The following is a 17,523-nucleotide window of genomic DNA, read 5'->3' on the forward strand; positions in this document are numbered from 1 at the left end:
TCTCGATGCAAATGGCCGGCAATCCTTCGGCGCGAATACCGTCATAAAGCCAGGCCGCCAGCGAGCAGGCTTCGAGCCCGATGCGGTCCAGCGGCAGATCGATTTTCCGCAAGGCCTCATAAAGCGCCCTCGGCTCACTCGCCACCCGCCCTTCCTTCACAATCCGGCCGCTCTCGTCGACGACGCAGATGGCGGTCTCTTCCAAAGACACGTCAAGTCCGGCAAAATACTTCATGGCTGCTCCTCCTGATGTTTGTGGCGATCTACATCGACCACGTTCTCACATCTCGACAGGAGCAGCCGCCCTCAATTTGGCTCGGGCGAGACCCCAATCACCCCATCTGTTGAAGAAGTCAGGCGCGCTCGCAGACGAAGCCTGAATCGTCGGCATTGTGGATGTAGAAGTGGCCGACGAGGCGACCCGCGGTGCCGATCATCGCCCATCCGCGACCGCAGGCGGGATCGCTTTCGTCGTGACCCTCCCACGAGAATTCCGCGCAGGCCGAGCCGTCTCGCGCGCCGTAGCGGACATCAAGGAAACCTTTGAGGGCGCCGAAGCCGATCTCGCCGTCCGCCGCGCCTTTGAACGTCAGATGCGCCTCTTCGACGAGATCGAGGAAATCGTTGTCCCAGACATCCATTTCGACGATGCGCCAGTGACCGGCAAAGGCCTTGGCGATGGCTGGAACCTTGGCCATGTCAGCTGGTCCCAGCGACGAGCTTCGGCAGCCGCACCAGATTGTAGGCGGCGGCAGCGAAGGTGAAGCCCCATCCGACGCGGTCCCGGCCGCGGAACTTGGTTTGGCGCTGACCGGCAACCGTCTTGATCCAGCCGAACGCCTCTTCGATGCGCTTGCGAATACGCTGGCTGACAGCATAGCCGCTATGCCGGGTGGTGCGCCCGTCGATGGCCGAACTACGGCCGTTCGTGTTCTGCGCTACATGCGGCGTCACCCTCATCGAACGCAACTCATTGATGAAGTCCTCCGCGTCATAGGCCTTGTCGGCGCCAAGCGTGATCGCCCGCGGCCGGTCGGCGCGCGGCTCGATCATGTGCAAGGCCGCCACTCGCTCGGCATGACCGTCGGCCAGCGTCAGGCAGGCACCGACCAGCAGGCCGTGGCGATTCTCCATCAACCCATGCCCGATGAAGCACAGCTTCGTCTCCTTGCCTTTACCCTTGCGATAGAGCCTGGCATCAGGATCGGTGGTCGAGGCATGCGTATCGTTCGACCGCTTCTGGCCATGGAAGTCCGCTTCGGCGTTGCGCCCGCCGCCTTGAGTCGGCGGCTCGCCCGAGCCGTCTTTCGGCTTGACGCTCTTCATCGACGCCCAGGCCTCGATCAGCGTCCCGTCGACCGAGAAGTGATCCGTCGACAGAAGCCTCTTGACCTTGGGCTGCGCCAGCACTGCGCTCAGGAACTTTGCGGCGATGTCGCCCTCCAGCAACCGCTCGCGGTTCTTGGAGAACACAGAATGATCCCAGGCCGCATCGTCAACGCCAATCCCGACGAACCAGCGGAACAGAAGGTCGTATTCCAGCCGCTCCATCAACAGCCGCTCCGAGCGGATCGAATAGAACGCCTGCAACAGCATCGCCCTGAGCAGCTTCTCCGGCGGGATCGATGGCCGTCCGATCGGCGAATACAGCGCTGCGAAGTCCCGCTCCAGCGCCGACAGCGCCTCGCTCACGATTAACCGGATCGCCCGCAACGGATGATTGCGCCGCACCCGCGCCTCAAGGTCAACATAGCTGAACAGTTCGCCAGTTCGATCGTCGCCGCCGCGCACTCGTCACCTCCGAATCCCTTCGGAAACAGTGAATCACCGCTGCGGTCCGGTGGCGAGTGCCTTTTTCAACAGCCTGCTAGGTTCCAGACCAAGAATTTCCTTTTCCTCAAGTCTGTCGTACTGAACAGTTGCCGCGATCTGGTCCGGCATTGCCGAGCTCCGTGGCGGATCATCTTGAGTAACGTGCAATTGCTCGGTCCGGCTGGTCGAAGTAGGTCAATCTCATCCGTGTTCAGAGCAAAGCGACGACCTGGGGCGTATCTAGTTGACAGAGACATATGGTTTGAACGGGCGGCCACTCACAGCGCTAAAGCGTCGGGCCTCGCATAAAGCTCCAGCGCCTCCGGAGTGGCCAGCGCTTCCTTGTTCTTCACCTGTCGGCGGTGGACCACCTCGAGTTCGACGATCTCGCCAGACTTTGTGCCGGGTATCGGCGACCTGTATCACACCTTTGCCGGCACCTGCGAGGCGCCGGTGCGGATTTTGGTCTTGATCTTCTTTTCGAGCACTTCGTCGGGCGTGAGCCCGGGCGCGAGCGGACGAAGAGGATGACGCGTACGTCGTGGTCCCAGTTTTGGCTGATGCAGATCGCTTCCGCACCTCATCGAGCTGCTCGACCCGGTTGTAGATCTCGGCTGTGCCGATGCGCCGCCGGGATTGAGGGTCGCATGCGAACGGCCGTATGATCAGGCCGCCATGTCGGCGAGCGAGGCGGCGAGCACTTCGGCACGCCACCGGTTCCCAACGTCACCGCCAAGCAAGTAGCGGTACTTCGTTACCCAGACCAGATGATACTTGCAGTCCCAAATCGTGTGGCCGCCACGCTTGTACGCTTCCATCCAGCCAATCTACACTGGAAGCGCCGCGATCCCAGCCGCCTAAAGGCGTGGGGTTTTCTGCCCCCCATCGGGGACTCTGAATTCGAAGTGAAGATGTATTCTGAAATACGAGAGGTTCATATTAACGCCACAATAATTCTCCGAAAATTCAAACCGTCTCCAAGAGAAAACGGGTAGCGTTCTCCGCACAACTATGTGACTGGAGAAAGCAATGGATCATGTTACGCGCCCTACCGAATACTAAGAAAACCAAGAAGTTCTGACCAGAACCTAAAGCAACGGATTCTTGAACTGCAAACTTTGCGGAGGTAGTGAGTTGATGACGACAAGACCCCTTTCGAATGTGCGGGTGCTCGACTTCGGGCAGTATCTCGCAGGCCCGCTCGTCGGCTTGATGCTCGCCGACCTGGGCGCCGAGGTCATCCGGATCGATCCGCCCGACGGCATTGCCTTCGACGATCCGGCCTTTGACATGATCTCCCGCGGCAAGCAGTGCCTGACCCTCGACCTGAAGTCGAAGGAGGGTCGGGCCACCGCCATCGAACTGGCACGGCGTGCGGATGTTGTTATCGAGAACTTCCGCCCCGGAGTGATGCAACGCCTGGGACTTAGTGCCGACGTGCTGCGCGCGGCGAACGACGGGTTGATCTATCTTTCGCTGCCCGGCTTCGCCTCCACCGATCCCGCGCTTCGCGATCTCGCCGCGTGGGAGGCCGTGATCGCCGCCTATACCGGGCAGTTCACCGACATGGGCCTCAATCGCCGCCTCATGGGGATCAACCCGTCCTTCTCGCCTCTGACGCTCGCCTCGGCTTATGGCGCCAGCTTCGGCGCCCATGCGGTGCTTTTCGCGCTGTACGCCCGAGACAGGAACGGCGGCGATACAATCGAAGTGCCGCTCGCCTCCGCCTTGCTCGAGGGATTGGTTTACAATTGCCTCGAGATGGAGAATCTCCCCGATCGCTACAAGTCGCCGCGCGAACTGGAACTGGAGCGCAGGCTGAGGGATAACATGCCGCTCAATCTTCAATTCAGCGAGTTGTCGGAGTTTCTCGACCCGTTTTACCGAACCTACACCTGCTCGGATGGCCGCGGCTTCTACGTCGTGTCGAATTCGATCTCGGGCCACCCCAAGCGGACGCTGGAGGTCTTGGGACTGACCGAACTTGCGGAGGGCCTGCCGGATTTTTCCGCCTACCTCGACGTTACGGACTGGCCTTCCGAGTGGACGCAGCGTGCCTATCCCGTCGGGCCTAGCGACAGGCACCGCATTTCAGCCGCGATGAAGCAAGCGTTCCTGACTAAGCCATCGCACGAGTGGGAGGCTCTGTTCGGCGCGGCGCGCGCGCCCGCCACGGCGCAGCGTTTCTCGGAGGAGTGGCTAGCTGACCCCCATGCACTTGCCTCGGGGCTCATCTTAGAAGTCGAGGATGCCCGCCGCGGGCGGATGCACCAGATGGGCAATGTGGCGTGGCTGGTCGATGATACGGGCGCCGCCGACAAGCGCGGCCTCATGCCGGCCGACCTGCAAAGGCTGCTCTCCGAGCCTGTTCGTAAAGGCGGCGGCAAGGAAGGGCGAGACGGCTGGCTCGACGGCTTGAAGGTCCTCGACCTGACCAATGTCATCGCCGGCCCGACTATTGGATCGACGCTCGTGCGCTACGGCGCCCAGGTCACCACGCTACAGCCCGTCGATCCCTCGGTGGATCCCTTGAATACCGTGATCTGCGGTCTGCAGGCGCAGCGCGGAAAGGAAAGCATCCTCGTCAACCTTCGCAGCGAGGCGGGACAGGAAGTGCTGCACCGGCTCCTGGAAGAGGTCGATGTCGTCACCGTCAACGCAACCGACGCGCAATGCGCCCGGCTCAACCTCACTGCGGACCGGCTTGCCGCGATCAATCCGCGGCTCATCATGGTCCAGTTCGATGCCTGGGGCGGGCTACGACGGGGGCCGAAATCCGATCATCTCGGCTATGACGACACCGTTCAGGCGGCAACCGGCGTCATGATGCGCTTCGGTGGCGGCATGCAGACGCCGGAGGAGCACGCGCATTTCGGCACGATCGACGTGCTCGGCGGCTTCTGCGGCTGCGTCGCGCTCGGCGCCGCACTGCTTCGCAGGCAGGACACTGGCAAAGGCGGCGTGGCGCGTGCTTCGCTGGCCGCCGCCGGCAATCTGATACAGGCGCAGTTCATGTACGACTACGCGGGCAGGGCGCCGTTCGACGAACCTTCAGGACGCCACGTGATCGGCTGGGGACCTTTCTACCACTGCTACGAGGCTTCCGACGGCTGGATCTTCTTTGCTGCCCCGACCGAGCGTTTTGGCGCGCTTGCACGGGTTCCGGAGCTGGCGGACCTTGCGCAGCTTCCGGAAACGGAGTTGAAGCCGAAACTTGCGGAACGCTTCAGGAGCCGCCCCGCGATGTTCTGGCGCGGACACATCAAAGGCAAGAGTTCGGCCGTGCCGCTCGGATCGCTTAAGAAGACACACGATGCTGCGCTCGTCCGCGAGAGCGATGGCGATATCGACATCTCGCAGGCGACCTACCGGGTCGTCCGTCATGAAACGCACCCGATGGGGCGTTGGGTCGACCTCGTGCCGCCGAATGCGGTGCGGCCGCGAAACGGCAAGATCACGATACCGGGCCCGATGCCGAAATATGGCGACCACACGCGGTCGGTTCTCGGGCGCCTGGGCTATTCAGGCAGCGAGATTGACGCCATGATCGCGGAAGGCGTGGCCGGGACCAGCTGGTCGGAGAAATATCTGCCGGACTGAGATCTGGCAGACCGGGCCGATCCGCCGTCGCGATGGAGTTGCGAGCGCGTGTCAGCCATCAAGCGCGGTGAAGCTGCCGAAGCGCCGATCGAAGGAGAGCAGCGAGCGCATCCCCTCCTGCACCATCTGATCGATGATGCGACCGATCAGGATGTGATGCGTTCCGATCTCGTAGCGGTCGACGATCTCACAGTCGCACGCTGCGATAGCCCGCTTTAGCATCGGCGCGCCTGTGCTGAGCTCCTGCCATTCACCGGCAGCGTAGCGAGCTTCCGTGTCGGCGAAGATCTGCGCCAGCTCCTGGTCCGCCTCACACAGAACAGGCGTTGCTGATAAACGTGTCGCTCTGGCGCGATTTCTGATTGATGCAAACAAGCAGCTTTGGCGGATCGTCCGCCACGCTGCACATGGCGGTGGCGATGAAACCGCCGCGGCCGGCCGCGCCCACCGTCGTGATCGGGTTGACCGAGCCACAGACCTTAGACATGGCATTCCGGAACGCATCACTGGACACAGGTGCCATGGATCAGCCTCACGCACGCCGGACAGTCGAGACGTCACCGGGATTAAACATGTCGTCCACCGTCCAGCCGGAGAGGTCGTACTCATTCATGCAGGCCTCGACCAGCGCCGGCGCGTGATCGGTCCGGGAGTTCTGTACAGCGTAGAGGTGGCTGACCTCGGGCTGACCGAAATAGTTCAACTCGTCGAGTTCGTGCCGGGCTCCGAACTCGCTGCCGATTGCATCCCAAAGTAGCTTCATGGTCTTGGATCGGTCATAGACGCTGCGCCCGTCTGAACCGCGAAGATATTTCTCCAGATAGGGCTTTAGATGGCAGGCCATAGCGTTGTTTTGCCACTGTAGATCGCTCCAGCGGTGAATCCGACTTGAAACTACTCATGATTCTTGGTGTGGCTGAAGCCTTTGCTGACGGCCCAATCTGTCAGTGCAAGGCGGGCCTTGTCGTAGCGGGCCGAGAGCGAACGCTGGCGCAGAAGATCGAGCTCGTACTCATTAAGACGGCCTTCAATCCCAGCAGCAATCGGTCATTGCCCTGTCGCGGTGCATAGACCGTCTCCTGGTCGATCAGCACGGTATCGACGACGCGGCACATCTCGACGAGCTGCTGCCAGTCGCGGCTGTTGCGTAACCGGTGTTACGGGGGCACCTTTCGGCGATCAGTCTGAGGGGCGATGGTCGGAGCCGGAGCCTTTGGGGGGCTTGGATATATGACGATTTCAGAGCCCAAGTTTAAGTTTAACGATCTAGAACCGGTGCGCCGGTCGAGGCGTTCACCGGCACAGGACGGCCGCGTGAATGGACTGCTGAGGCGAACGCGCGGATCGTGGCCAGGAGCTATGAAGCGGGTGAGACGGTGTGCGCCGTCGCGCGCCGATATGCCTTATCGCCGCAACAACTGTTCACCTGGCCTCGCGCAGCACGGCGGTCGGGCCGGTTGACGCCGGAAGCCGCGCCACCGCAATCCTCGTCCCGGCAGTGGTATCAGAGCCTCTGCGGCGCTGGCGACGAAGCGCCAGCGACAATCGCGGCAGGCGGCCCGAGAGACGGGCGTGATCGAGCTCGAGATCGACGGCATTGCCATGCGGGTCGGCCGGGGCGCTGACGCGAAGACGGTGGCGGCTGTCATTCGGGGCACTGAAGGCGACGTTGTGATCGGGCCGACGGCATCTGCGCGACTCCGCCACATAATCTCGCTCGACACGCCGGCGTCGCGGACCGCCTTCCGCCTTCCATGGTCGTGCTGGGCGCTGCGCCACCGGTTCCGGCAAGCTGCAACCCCCGCAGGAGCGAACAGGGATTATGATGCCGTCGCCTCCGCCTAGCTAGTTTCCGTCCATAAACAGCAAGCGATTGATTCTATTGAGTGAATCGTAGCTTTGCGCGAGCAAGGCCCGGCGGTTTCAGGTATCTTGGATCATGCCACTGATTCCAAAGTCCTGCCACCGCCGGAGCCGACAATGCGCCAAGAACGCACCGTCCAAGCGAGTATATTCGATGTTTTCGCCACGCACGAGATCGGACGCGAACTGGAGGCAATGTCGCGCTGGCTGGACGAGCATCGCGATCTGCTTGGCTTGGTGGCGCGCGATTTGGTCCGGGTCGGTGTCAAGGCTACCGTACGGCAAGGCCTGCCTGCTGAAGCAGTGCTGCGTTGCGCGCTTCTCAAGCAATACCGGCAGTTGAGCTATCAGGAGCTGGCGTTCCATCTTGAGGACTCTGCCTCGTTTCGCGCCTTTGCCCGCCTACCATTGTCATGGAGCCCCCAGAAGTCGGCGCTGCAAAAGACGATCAGCGCGATCCGGCCCGAGACCTGGGAAGAGATCAATCGGGTACTGCTGTCGAGCGCTCGACAGGCGAAGCTCGAAGACGGCGCGGTGGTGCGGCTGGACAGCACCGTGACCTCGGCACTCATGCACGAGCCGAGTGACAGCAGCCTGCTTTGGGATGCCGTGCGGGTCATGGTGCGCCTTCTGAAGCGAGCTGATGTCTTGATTGGCGGCACCAGCATGGCATGGCGCGATCACTGCCGCGCAGCCAAGAAGCGGGCTCGCAAAATCCAGTTCACGCGCGGTCGACCCAACCGGGTCCAACTCTACCGCGAGCTGATCGCAATCACCCGTGCGACCTTGGCCTATCTGGAGCAGGCGAGCAAGCGTTTGGCCGTGGCGAGCACACCGTCCATAGCCCTGTGGCAGATCCAGGTTCGCCATTATCGGCCGCTGGTCGAACGGATCATCAGACAGAGCGAGCGGCGGGTGTTGGCCGGCGAGCCGGTGCCCGCCGGCGAGAAGTTGGTCAGCCTGTTCGAAGAGCATGCCGATATCATCGTCAAAGGCAGCCGCGATACCGAATACGGCCACAAGCTCAACCTCACCACCGGCAGGAGCGGCATGATCCTCGATCTGATGATCGAAGCAGGCAACCCAGCTGACAGCGACCGCTTGCTGCCGATGCTTTTGCGCCACATCGCCCTCTATGGTCAGCCACCACGGCAGGCGGCCGCCGACGGTGGCTTCGCCACTCGCGCCAACCTGGCCACGGCGAAAGCGTGGGGCGTTTGCGACATGGCCTTCCACAAGAAAGCTGGCCTGAGGATCGAGGACATGGTCAGAAGCAAGTGGGTCTATCGCAAGCTGCGCAACTTCCGCGCCGGCATCGAGGCCGGCATTTCATGCCTCAAGCGTGCTTACGGTTTGGCGCGTTGCACTTGGCGCGGCCTCGATCACTTCAAGACCTACGTCTGGTCCTCGGTCGTGGCCTACAACCTCGTCATCTTCACCCGCCTCAAGCCGACCTGAACTGCCCCCGGGATCGCAGGTTGCCCCGCGCCGACCCATGCCGGCCGCCACCGCACGCGCCGGTGACACTATTTTGGCGACAAACAGCACTCTTCGACCCGTCCGCACCCGTCAAGGCGCTTTCAATCGCGCGCAACCCATTGTAAACGCACCGAAATACGCACGTTTATGGACGGAAACTAGCTAGGGCTGACGGGCAGCTCGGCGCCAGGCAAACAGTTGCTGCGGGGGAGAGTGCATATCGGTGAGCTACAGCACAAACCGTCTCGCCAGCCGTACCAGTCGAGCTTCCCGATGGCGTCGTCGTGGGTATGCTCGGGCAGATTGGTGATCAGCTTCCAGTCGACCCTTGGCCGATGCTTTGGTTCCTCACGCTCCTGGGCGTACAGCACCGTGAGGTCGAGCGCGGGATAGCGCTTCTGCTGCCGATCGGCGGCAGGACATGGATGCGGCGGTATTTGATCTCGACCGCGACGGTATCAGGCTTGCCCTTGGCATCGCGAACCTCGACCTCATGCAGCCCGCTGATCTCTTCCTCGTTCATCTCCGCGGCGATCGTGTGCTCGCCATCACCCGCCAAGCGATCGACGCAAGTCCTCACCAGGAAATGGGTAGTAGATGTCGCGCTCGCGATCGCCGACGTGGATGCATCGCGCGGGATCGCCGAACAGCGCGATCGACTGGCGCATATTCTCCAGCCAGCGGAAGCTCTCCTTCTCGATGGGCATCCGCATCGGATCAATCTTCTTTTTGAGCGCGGCGGTTCCCTTGAACTTCGTCCGCGTCCAAATTTATGGCGAGGATGGAGCGAAGTGCAAGTGGAGCATGGACCCACAAAAACACACTCGTTTTTGTCATGCCAACCGCAGCGGCGGCTTCTAACAGTCCTGCAGGCACCATCCTGAGGCCACCTCGGATCATCTCCCGAGATACGCGGTGTTGTTAATGGTCAGGACGAAGACTGCGGTCAGGAACGGTGAGATTAAGACCAGATCCCAAAACAGATTCCTCGCAACCAGGTCACCCGTGGCAGACCGTAGTAAAAGAGGAAAGGAACAATGAGGAGGGGCACACTGCAGAATATGAAGATGTACGCCTTCGCGGCGAGCCGAGTTCCAGGCCCTCCATAGACACATGAACAGAATTATTTGCTCCCGAGTCCAATTCCCATCCGCAACTCATAAGCGCTTGTTGTCGTGCCCAATAGCGAACCATGCGCAAATGCAGCTCTAATTGTGAGCGCTGAACGGAAGTTGTCCAGACGGCACGATTTGTCACGCCGCCCGCGCTCAGCCCGAAGAGAAATGTAACAATCGCCCGCACTGCGGTCTCGAAGACGTCCGTTGACCACTCTTCACTCTCCGGCCAAGCTGTCCAGATCACTCGGTCATAGATTTTCTTTCCCTCGCGATGCAGCGCGGCATTGAGATTACGGAATTCAGGATCGGTGGCAATGACTCCCCAGAAATTCACCCAGATTACGCTATCCTCACACTGAGATTTCGACGTCGGTATCGCCGCGCCAAGCAGGGTCGCAAGATCTGTTTCTCCTTTTTCCAGCAGATGTGCGATCTTGCGTTCCATGTTAAGAAAAAGGACGCGCAAGGCAGCTGCGATAATGTCCGCCTTGCCTTCGAAGTAGTGGGTGATCATTCCTGTCGTTACGCCGGCCGCGTTGGCGATATCGATCATCGTAACTGCGGAAATGCCCTTCCCCGCTATCGCCTTACCCGCTGCCTTAGCAATACGAAGTCGGGTCAGCTCCACATCAATGATTTTTGGCATAGCCCTCCAGACGGTTTTCTACCTGAGCTGCAAATTTCAATGTCGTGGCCGCGCCAATTTTCCGTCCGAGGCCATTGATGGCCACGAAGCGCAAACTCGTAGCACGTTTGAGGTCGTGCCTGAATGCTCCATCACCTGCTCGCTAATGGCGATCGACTGGCCAAAGCACCCAGGGTCCACGCTATTGGCCCCATCATTGACGACCATGACGCGTCCGAGTTCGTCGGGCTCCTCGATGATCAGGCGGCTGACGTGGGAGGGAGCGTCAGACAAGGGCTCCAGTAAGCGTATTGGAGGCCTCTCGGCTGGGCCTCATCTCGCAGAAACATATATCCAGCTCTCGACGGGATCAGCGAGGAGTTCTTGGTTCAGGCGATGCCGGTCCCGCATCAAATCCTCCACAATAAGCCAGCGACACTCCGCGATGATATCGGACTGGTCGCCAAGCCAGACTGAGCTTATGGACAAGAAGAATAGCAGTGGCAGGAAATTTCAGGAAGAACTTATTTTTAAATCTTAAATTGCCGCCGTGCAATAGTTTCTTTTGACGGTAAACTTTCTGTAACAATTCAGGTGCATTCGTTCGACTGTTGATATACAATCGAAGGCGGCTAAAGCTATTTACGAGATATTCTGAGCCTCGCACCAGCCGCACGTGAGGCGCGGCCGTCGGCAAAAGCGACGCCTGCTGCTTGGTCTCGTTCAAATCGGCTCGTTGATAATCGCTGCGTTAAGCCCTATGTGAAGTCAAACGAGAACGACATCATCGATGCTGAAGCGATCGCGGAGGCTACAACGCGGCCGACAATGCGCTTCGTCACGGTGAAGGAAACTGATCAGGTCGATCTTCAAGCGCTACACCGGATCCGTGACCAGATGATCGGCTCGAGGACGCGCCTGATCAACCAGATGTGGGCTTTCTGCCTCGAATAGGGTGTCCCTTTGCGCCAAGGCCGCTGGGTTGTTCAAACTTGATCTGCCGCACGCTATGAATGACGAGGAGAACGATTTATCGCCGGCAATGCGCCGGCTGCTGGGCGATTTATACGCCGATTTCTCTCGCCTTGAAGAGCGTATCCGCCAAGTGACGAAGGAGACGTCGCACGCCGACTGATGGCAATCCCTGGTATCGGCGCATTAGATGCGACTGCATTGCTCGCCGCTATTCCGCACAGCCCGCGATCTGGCGCCATGGCTGGGTTTGGTGCCCAGGCAATACTCGACCGGAGGAAAACAGACGTTGCTGGCCATCAGCAAACGCGGCAACCGGCAAAAAAGCGGGCTTTGTGCCCGAACCATTTATTGGGAACGGCGCGCGCGGATCTCATCAATCCACTCGCGAGAGGCCGGATACATTTATGCAACTGAAAATCGTCATTCGCGATGTCGCGACACCTTGCCCGGACGGGGCGGACCATACATTCTTTCCCAGGAGATCCTTCAAAGCTGCATTGTCCAGCATGGCGTCAGCAAGAGCCGCTTCAGACGCGTGTTCTCGCCCCCCGGCTCTTCAGGCGCTTTGCCTCGGAGACGTGCCCCGGAACTTCGCTTTCCATTTGTAGATCGAGGCATCGCTGACAGAATGCTTGCGGCATCGATCAGCGTGAGACCAACACCTTTGGCTCGTGCAGAGACGTCGCCCCTCATCCTTCCTCCCGCACTTTCCGGTCCGAGAAAGGAGGTCGAAAGAACCGGTGCACTGAGTAAGGTGGCGTTGGCATTCGACTACCGGACACGCTCTGGCACGAGAGCCTGGGCGCGGGCCTTGGCCCCCCGGGATTGTTCTGCATTGAATTCACACGGCATCCGATTTGCCAAGTCGCGCAGCCGAAGACGCTTGGTGCGTGGGAACAGCTTGCCGGCGCAGCGAAGCCCATTTATGCGTGCCCAAGCTGCATATTTCTTGTCCCGCTGATGGGGTTGATACAGGTTCAGATCCTCCGGCCCGATGTCGTTTCCAAGAGTTAGAAACCTGGCCGCATCCGCGTCCTGCACTAGCCCTAGTCCCTTCGGAGTGCGAATGATCAGGGCATTCGTCCCGGGATCGCCGTCCTCAATCGTCGGGTCGGGCACTCCGCCCGGCCAGGTATCCGAGACCGCGAGATCCGCTCTTTCGCCTATGCCATCGGGGCAGATTTTGCATCTGAAGTGCATCGGCCAAGATTTGCCATCGGTGGTGAGGAAATCCGTGTACCGTTTGTCGACTGTCTTGCCGTTGGCGGTGAGTATGGTGGTCGGTCCGGGGCAACCGCGCCCCCTGTATCGCATCGAGACGACTTGATCGGGATCAACACCTGCGCGGGCAATCATCCGGTCGACGTCGAGGGACGGGATTAGACCGCCGCAGACAAAGGTCAGGCGGAAGACAATCAGATGACCTACTCTCTCATCGAATTCCGCTAGATTGGCAATTGCCGAAACGTCGCAGGGCCTGCCGATAAAGGCGAAGGGCAGATCCATCTCCAAAGCTTGAGCAAGGCTAGTGAGTGGTGCGGTAGGCCCATAACGAGAACCTGCGGCCTTCAAAACATCTGCTTCGCTAAAGCTCATCGTCGATACGCCGAATGTTGGATGGCTGTCCGACGCTTTTACATGGAGAACAAACGCAACTTTGCCACTCTTCAACAACATCGTCGCCAGCGCAGTTAGTACGCCGCCTGTCGAACCTTCCCACCGATGCAACGGATTACCCGCATGGGCATGCGCCATCCGAAGGTACGGGCCCCAGACGCGATCTGTCTTTTCTCCGTTGGCAGACGTGACTTGCGGCTCAGGCCCTTCGACCCGGAGCCCTGGGCAAATCCGTTCGATCTTGGCTAAATCATTGTTCGTTAGGGTTCCCACGACACAAGGACGCAATTCCTTGTGGTCCGACACCGCCATCCCGATTTTGTGCGGTCCCATTAGGCTGGCGCACAATCCGCAGGAAGTACACATATGCTGATCGGTGATCGCTCGGAAACCTTCTTCAGGTGTCATTGCTTGTATCCTTGTGGAACTGTGGTCGGAATTGGGTGACGAGCCGCAAAGTTCCAGAGAGGACAATGCAGACGGCAGTCAACAGCGCCGGAATCAAAAAGTGATTGAACGACCCAAGCGCGAGGAAACGCCATCGCATAGGGCCGTCCAAGCCCGGCCAGTTTTGGTTGGTGAGTGCAGATCGATTTATTGATGCCATCGCGACCACCCCATCGGCATCACCGGCAACGAGGGCCTATATGCGAAACAAATGCCGAGTTCGAAACCTCCCTATGCGGAATGAATAATTGTCACGGCGCAGATGGGAAACCGAATTCGGCAGTAGCTTTTGCGGTATGTAACAGAGACAGAATCATTACCCCACTCCTCTACCGCGACCGAAAGGAGCGAAGGTTGAGGCAGCACCTCCTCGAGTTCGAGATCTTCCACCGAACCTTCCTTTGCCGCGAGGTGCAGGACCGTATCCTGCGCCTTCGAGTTCAGGATCAGGCGGGTGGAGTCGGCTTTGGGGTCGTAGTCGACGATGAGGATCTTCTGCCCGAGGTCGACAAGTGCGGCGAGCGTATTTTGGGAGGTGGTGGACTTGCCGATGCCCCCTTGCCGTAGAATGCGATCTGACGCAGACCTGACATGTAGCTTTCTTTCCTTCCTTCGTTCCATCGATCGCGGCTGCCCGCGACACGAATGCCGGTTGGCAGCTCTCGCGCCTCACACCCAAAGGGTTTCAAGACTCGTGCCAACTTGGCTGATCGGACCGAAGAAGAAATTTGTGATTGGTTTTCCGCTATTAGCGCGAGGCAAAACAAGAAATTGGCTAAACAAGTTGTGTTCCGGAACCGACAAACCCGACAGACGATGTTGGATAGCGTGACTGCGACGGCTTTACGCCGACCTCGCCAGAGAGCCGCAACGGCTGGAGAAAGACTCTTCTTCCCGTGAACAGCGGGGCTGTTCAGGAAACTATATATTGAATGGAAATGCCGCAGGCGTATGCCCGGTAAGACGGCGAACTATCCACCTTTTGGTAATCGAGGGTCAAAGGGGGGAGGCATTCGTTTCAGGCCTAGGTTCGTGGCAAGTGAATTGAACCGATCAATCAGCGTCACTTCCAGAAATTGTGGGTCGTCACGATGGGATGCCTACGACAAGCTCGTTAAAGAGCCAAGACTCGCTTGCGACTCACTCGCTGTTCGCCCTTCCTTCACGATTCGGTCGTTCTCGTCGACAATCCAGATGGCGGTCTCTCCAAAGACTGTAGAGTATTCGGCGGGGCACGGACCGCTACTTCACCCATCCTTGCAGAGGATTGCGTTGCCGCGCGTCGACGAGGCTCCGCTATGGATGCGAGCACTGTCCATTGCCTGTCCGTTAGAACCGCCGCGGTCAGCCCCCTAGATCAACCAGGGACTTAGAGCACGTCCGGGGATCGATCAATCGATCGTGATGTGACGCCGGACTGTTTGGCTGATTCAACGTCCACTTTGATGAGGTGGACGATGGCAAGGGCAGTGAGCGACGATCTTCGATCTCGGGTCTTGAAGGCTTCGACGGATGGCATGTCCGCACGGCAGGCTGCGGCGCGGTTCGGGGTCGGGATATCGAGTGCGATCCGGTGGATCGCGCGGGCGAAGATCGGGGAGCGAACGCCGCGACCTCAAGGAGGCGGCGGGGTTCAAGCCTCGATGCGCATGCGCGTAGACGAGGTCAGCGAGGCGGCGCTGCGGCGGGTACCAGGAAGGCGGCGGCATGATTGCGCCGGCACCGGGGTGCGCGTCTATCTGGCGACGCAGCCGTGCGACATGCGCAAAGGATGGATTGCCTGGCCGCGCAGGTCCAGAACGTGCTGGCCGCCGCGACTACAGATTCGCGCGAGATGATCATGAGCCGTGGGGATATCTTGAGGAATGTGCCCAAACTGTTGGCTCTTTCTCAATCACCCGACCGCAGTTTTGCAGACCACAACCACCCCTCACTTCATTTCGAAGGACAGGTCCGAAATCCAGCGAGCCGCGCTAAATCAGCGTGCGACAGTTCGCGGGCGATCGGGGCTTTCGCGTGTTCCAGTTTGGAGAAACTTGGGGTATGGAGATACGCTCTGATGAGCTTCGGTGAAGTTCGCCTCTAAGCGCAAAGCCCAGATACTGGGGCGAAATTTTCTAGTTCTTTTAGCTGCGGCGGATCAGGCGCCAGCGCCTCAAAAGAGGTAATGCGCGGCCATTATAGAAATACGAGACTTATAATCTTGCACCAGCGGCAGGTTTTACCAAGATGGCCTCCAACTTATCTTTGATCAGATCCCTTTTGATAGGCCAAGCCGATTACGTTTTTAGAATTGTATAGCTCGATGGAAAAAGTACAATTGGTCTTTTTCACGTATCCGGTGTTGGAGTTGATGTCAATCTCGACGTCCTGAAACTCAAGGATTTCGTTGCATAGTGGGAAATAGGCCTTATAGACGGCCTCCTTAAGAACGAACAGGTCTCGCCGCTGGAGCAGACGTAAGTCGTACATGCCTTGCTCTCTGGACGTTGCAATCAAGTCAATCAAGCCGTCCGGAAGAGGTTCATTAGGTTCAATGTCGATACCCAGCGCCCTGATGGCCTTCTTCTCTGCAATAGCGGCGGCTGCTACTGTATCGTGATGGGCCAAAGAGCCAACAATGCCGGCTGGCCAGGTCGGAACACCAGATTGCGTCTTTAAGATAGGCATCGGTGGAAATCCTAGTTTACCTAGGAGCGTTCGGGCGATAATTCTTGCCGCACCGCTTTGGCGACGGACTTTGGCAACAGCGCGCCCCAGCGCAGCAACTTCGGAATCGAACAAGGCGGCTTCGTCGACGCGTTCTATTGGACGAATCCCGACGAGGATGTTCGGTTGATCAAACCTTATAATATCCACCTATTTGGCCCTTGAGGTTTCCGGATGGGAATCTCACGCAGTTCTACAATAGGGTCCAGAGGACGGAGGATGTTTCTTGGCCGTGTACTAAGCGCGTGCTTTTGCTCGACGAGGCGCAGGCTGGCGCGCAGCCTCATCGCCTCGGACAACCGGATGCCTGTCACTGCGAACAACCCGAACAGATAGTGGTAGGTCCATCGTCGCAGACCGTTTGGAGGCGGCAGGGTCAGCGCCGCCGTCAATTGCGCGTTAATCTCCGCGTCGGTGTAAATATAGGGCTTGGCGCGCTTCAGGGGCGGCAAGATCCCGGCGAGCGGCACCTCCGTCTGCGGATCGATGTTCGCGACGTGACGCGCAAAGCCGCGCACATCGGTCAACCGCAATGCACAGGACGAGTGCCTATCGGCTGGCAAGGTCGCCCAGGCTACAGCCAGCTTCGTGGTGATGGTCGCAGCGTTGTTACGCTCCATGAAGGAGACGAAGGCGGCGAGCCGCCGTGCCTGCTGCTGGTACTTGTATCCGAGTCCTTGGCGCATGCTCAGATACTGCTCGAGTGCCGATCGCAGGGTCATTGCACGCGTCCCGGCCATGGCAGCCTCAATGTCCGGAGCGCCTGGATATCCACCTTCGCGTAGATGCGTGTGGTGTCATGGCTTTCGTGTCGCAGTAATTGGCCGATCTCCGAGAAGGTCGCACCGGATCGGAGAAGCTCGGTGGCAAGGCCGTGCCGGAAGCTATGGGCCCCGTGATGTGCGCAGCCGCTGATTCCGACACGCTTGAGCGCAACGTTGGCGATCATCGTGATCGCACAGCCAGAGGCGAAGCCGACATGGGGCGCCAATGTGCGGAGAAACAGCCGGCGACATTGTGAGCTCGGACGGCCATCTCGCAGGTAGGCAACGATGGTTGGGCCGACATCAGGAGGCATCGGCGCAAATCCCGGCCTTCACAGACCTCAGCCTCGAAAGCTTGACCGCCTTCATCCGCGAGCACAAGCCAATCGCGGCCGCGGCCAAAACGGGAGCCCAAAACAGCTAAGGTCATGACCGGGCGCTTACGTCTTTACGACTTCTCGGACGGTGATCCTTAACGTTCCAGAGACCAGAATCGTCCCTGAAGATTTGACCG

General features: G+C 59.5%; 14 protein-coding genes and 9 pseudogenes. 6 read left to right on the forward strand and 17 right to left on the reverse strand.

The window, feature by feature from the left end:
- The 5 genes and pseudogenes from IQ26_RS34200 to IQ26_RS34220 form a co-directional block, all read right to left on the reverse strand.
- Positions 1-235: pseudogene (locus IQ26_RS34200) on the reverse strand (IS110 family transposase); the annotation flags it as partial.
- A 118-nt stretch (positions 236-353) separates the two neighbouring features.
- Entirely contained in the window at positions 354-698 is a 345-nt protein-coding gene (locus IQ26_RS34205) for a hypothetical protein (RefSeq protein ID WP_145722806.1), read from the reverse strand.
- A gap of 1 nt (position 699) precedes the next feature.
- A complete protein-coding gene (locus tag IQ26_RS34210) occupies positions 700-1,791 on the reverse strand; it encodes an IS5 family transposase (protein WP_145722807.1) in 1,092 nt (363 codons plus the stop codon).
- A gap of 299 nt (positions 1,792-2,090) precedes the next feature.
- Positions 2,091-2,493 (reverse strand): annotated as a pseudogene (locus IQ26_RS34215) (acetoacetate--CoA ligase); the annotation flags it as partial.
- Positions 2,494-2,519: 26 nt separating this feature from the next.
- Positions 2,520-2,630, reverse strand: a pseudogene (locus tag IQ26_RS34220) (IS200/IS605 family transposase); the annotation flags it as partial.
- 319 nt (positions 2,631-2,949) lie between these two features.
- Here IQ26_RS34220 and IQ26_RS34225 point away from each other — a divergent pair.
- Entirely contained in the window at positions 2,950-5,412 is a 2,463-nt protein-coding gene (locus IQ26_RS34225) for a CoA transferase (protein WP_145722808.1), read from the forward strand.
- A 51-nt stretch (positions 5,413-5,463) separates the two neighbouring features.
- On the opposite strand, the pseudogene IQ26_RS34230 reads toward IQ26_RS34225, so the two are convergent.
- Positions 5,464-5,935, reverse strand: a pseudogene (locus IQ26_RS34230) (flavin reductase family protein).
- Between the two features lie 9 nt (positions 5,936-5,944).
- Positions 5,945-6,256: a 4-hydroxyphenylacetate 3-hydroxylase C-terminal domain-containing protein gene (locus IQ26_RS34235; RefSeq protein WP_145722809.1), complete on the reverse strand. Its 312-nt coding sequence runs from the start codon at positions 6,254-6,256 to the stop codon at positions 5,945-5,947.
- A gap of 475 nt (positions 6,257-6,731) precedes the next feature.
- On the opposite strand from IQ26_RS34235, the pseudogene IQ26_RS41710 reads away from it, so the two are divergent.
- The 3 genes and pseudogenes from IQ26_RS41710 to IQ26_RS34255 all read left to right on the forward strand — a co-directional run.
- A pseudogene (locus IQ26_RS41710) lies at positions 6,732-7,037 on the forward strand (transposase); the annotation flags it as partial.
- On the forward strand, positions 6,985-7,257 hold the full coding sequence (locus IQ26_RS34250) for a hypothetical protein (protein ID WP_145722810.1): 273 nt from the start codon (positions 6,985-6,987) through the stop codon (positions 7,255-7,257). The pseudogene IQ26_RS41710 and the gene IQ26_RS34250, both read left to right, overlap by 53 nt.
- A 135-nt stretch (positions 7,258-7,392) precedes the next feature.
- On the forward strand, positions 7,393-8,733 hold the full coding sequence (locus tag IQ26_RS34255) for an ISNCY family transposase (protein ID WP_145722819.1): 1,341 nt from the start codon (positions 7,393-7,395) through the stop codon (positions 8,731-8,733).
- 331 nt (positions 8,734-9,064) lie between these two features.
- Here IQ26_RS34255 and IQ26_RS40110 read toward each other — a convergent pair whose 3' ends face one another.
- The 4 genes from IQ26_RS40110 to IQ26_RS34270 all read right to left on the reverse strand — a co-directional run bounded on the left by IQ26_RS40110 (position 9,065) and on the right by IQ26_RS34270 (position 11,224).
- On the reverse strand, positions 9,065-9,313 hold the full coding sequence (locus IQ26_RS40110; protein ID WP_208760279.1) for a hypothetical protein: 249 nt from the start codon (positions 9,311-9,313) through the stop codon (positions 9,065-9,067).
- A complete protein-coding gene (locus IQ26_RS40115) occupies positions 9,303-9,467 on the reverse strand; it encodes a hypothetical protein (RefSeq protein WP_208760280.1) in 165 nt (54 codons plus the stop codon). The genes IQ26_RS40110 and IQ26_RS40115 overlap by 11 nt, the downstream gene beginning before the upstream one ends.
- A gap of 286 nt (positions 9,468-9,753) precedes the next feature.
- Positions 9,754-10,518: a TetR/AcrR family transcriptional regulator gene (locus tag IQ26_RS34265; protein ID WP_145722811.1), complete on the reverse strand. Its 765-nt coding sequence runs from the start codon at positions 10,516-10,518 to the stop codon at positions 9,754-9,756.
- A 349-nt stretch (positions 10,519-10,867) separates the two neighbouring features.
- Positions 10,868-11,224: a hypothetical protein gene (locus IQ26_RS34270; protein WP_145722812.1), complete on the reverse strand. Its 357-nt coding sequence runs from the start codon at positions 11,222-11,224 to the stop codon at positions 10,868-10,870.
- Positions 11,225-11,226: 2 nt separating this feature from the next.
- Here IQ26_RS34270 and IQ26_RS41850 point away from each other — a divergent pair.
- Positions 11,227-11,788: pseudogene (locus IQ26_RS41850) on the forward strand (IS110 family RNA-guided transposase); the annotation flags it as partial.
- Positions 11,789-11,935: 147 nt separating this feature from the next.
- Here IQ26_RS41850 and IQ26_RS34280 read toward each other — a convergent pair.
- From IQ26_RS34280 to IQ26_RS34290, 3 genes and pseudogenes are all read right to left on the reverse strand, one after another.
- Positions 11,936-12,121 (reverse strand): annotated as a pseudogene (locus IQ26_RS34280) (transposase); the annotation flags it as partial.
- 122 nt (positions 12,122-12,243) lie between these two features.
- On the reverse strand, positions 12,244-13,497 hold the full coding sequence (locus IQ26_RS34285) for a Coenzyme F420 hydrogenase/dehydrogenase, beta subunit C-terminal domain (RefSeq protein ID WP_145722813.1): 1,254 nt from the start codon (positions 13,495-13,497) through the stop codon (positions 12,244-12,246).
- A 399-nt stretch (positions 13,498-13,896) separates the two neighbouring features.
- Positions 13,897-14,129 (reverse strand): annotated as a pseudogene (locus tag IQ26_RS34290) (AAA family ATPase); the annotation flags it as partial.
- 864 nt (positions 14,130-14,993) lie between these two features.
- On the opposite strand from IQ26_RS34290, the pseudogene IQ26_RS34295 reads away from it, so the two are divergent.
- Positions 14,994-15,187, forward strand: a pseudogene (locus tag IQ26_RS34295) (helix-turn-helix domain-containing protein); the annotation flags it as partial.
- A 590-nt stretch (positions 15,188-15,777) separates the two neighbouring features.
- Here IQ26_RS34295 and IQ26_RS34300 read toward each other — a convergent pair.
- Genes IQ26_RS34300 through IQ26_RS34310 form a run of 3 tightly spaced genes read right to left on the reverse strand, consistent with a single transcriptional unit; the run spans position 15,778 to position 17,323 of the window.
- A complete protein-coding gene (locus tag IQ26_RS34300; protein ID WP_145722814.1) occupies positions 15,778-16,395 on the reverse strand; it encodes a 4'-phosphopantetheinyl transferase family protein in 618 nt (205 codons plus the stop codon).
- The gene (locus tag IQ26_RS34305) at positions 16,383-16,967 is read right to left on the reverse strand and encodes a site-specific integrase (protein WP_240547388.1); all 585 of its coding nucleotides are present in this window, start codon (positions 16,965-16,967) and stop codon (positions 16,383-16,385) included. Before IQ26_RS34305 ends, IQ26_RS34300 begins: the two co-directional genes overlap by 13 nt.
- A complete protein-coding gene (locus IQ26_RS34310; RefSeq protein ID WP_145722815.1) occupies positions 16,964-17,323 on the reverse strand; it encodes a tyrosine-type recombinase/integrase in 360 nt (119 codons plus the stop codon). Before IQ26_RS34310 ends, IQ26_RS34305 begins: the two co-directional genes overlap by 4 nt.
- Between the last annotated feature and the right edge of the window lie 200 nt (positions 17,324-17,523).

It is taken from the genome of Mesorhizobium tianshanense, from assembly GCF_007830515.1.
In the GTDB taxonomy this organism is placed as follows: domain Bacteria; phylum Pseudomonadota; class Alphaproteobacteria; order Rhizobiales; family Rhizobiaceae; genus Mesorhizobium; species Mesorhizobium tianshanense.

Bases quoted from the DNA above. Each gene is read 5' to 3' on its own strand.
- IQ26_RS34255 (WP_145722819.1), top strand. From the start codon at position 7,393: ATGCGCCAAGAACGCACCGTCCAAGCGAGTATATTCGATGTTTTCGCC.
- IQ26_RS34205 (WP_145722806.1), bottom strand. From the start codon at position 698: ATGGCCAAGGTTCCAGCCATCGCCAAGGCCTTTGCCGGTCACTGGCGC.
- IQ26_RS34285 (WP_145722813.1), bottom strand. From the start codon at position 13,497: ATGACACCTGAAGAAGGTTTCCGAGCGATCACCGATCAGCATATGTGT.
- IQ26_RS40115 (WP_208760280.1), bottom strand. From the start codon at position 9,467: ATGCGGATGCCCATCGAGAAGGAGAGCTTCCGCTGGCTGGAGAATATG.
- IQ26_RS34310 (WP_145722815.1), bottom strand. From the start codon at position 17,323: ATGCCTCCTGATGTCGGCCCAACCATCGTTGCCTACCTGCGAGATGGC.
- IQ26_RS34225 (WP_145722808.1), top strand. From the start codon at position 2,950: ATGACGACAAGACCCCTTTCGAATGTGCGGGTGCTCGACTTCGGGCAG.
- IQ26_RS34265 (WP_145722811.1), bottom strand. From the start codon at position 10,518: ATGCCAAAAATCATTGATGTGGAGCTGACCCGACTTCGTATTGCTAAG.
- IQ26_RS34305 (WP_240547388.1), bottom strand. From the start codon at position 16,967: ATGACCCTGCGATCGGCACTCGAGCAGTATCTGAGCATGCGCCAAGGA.
- IQ26_RS34235 (WP_145722809.1), bottom strand. From the start codon at position 6,256: ATGGCCTGCCATCTAAAGCCCTATCTGGAGAAATATCTTCGCGGTTCA.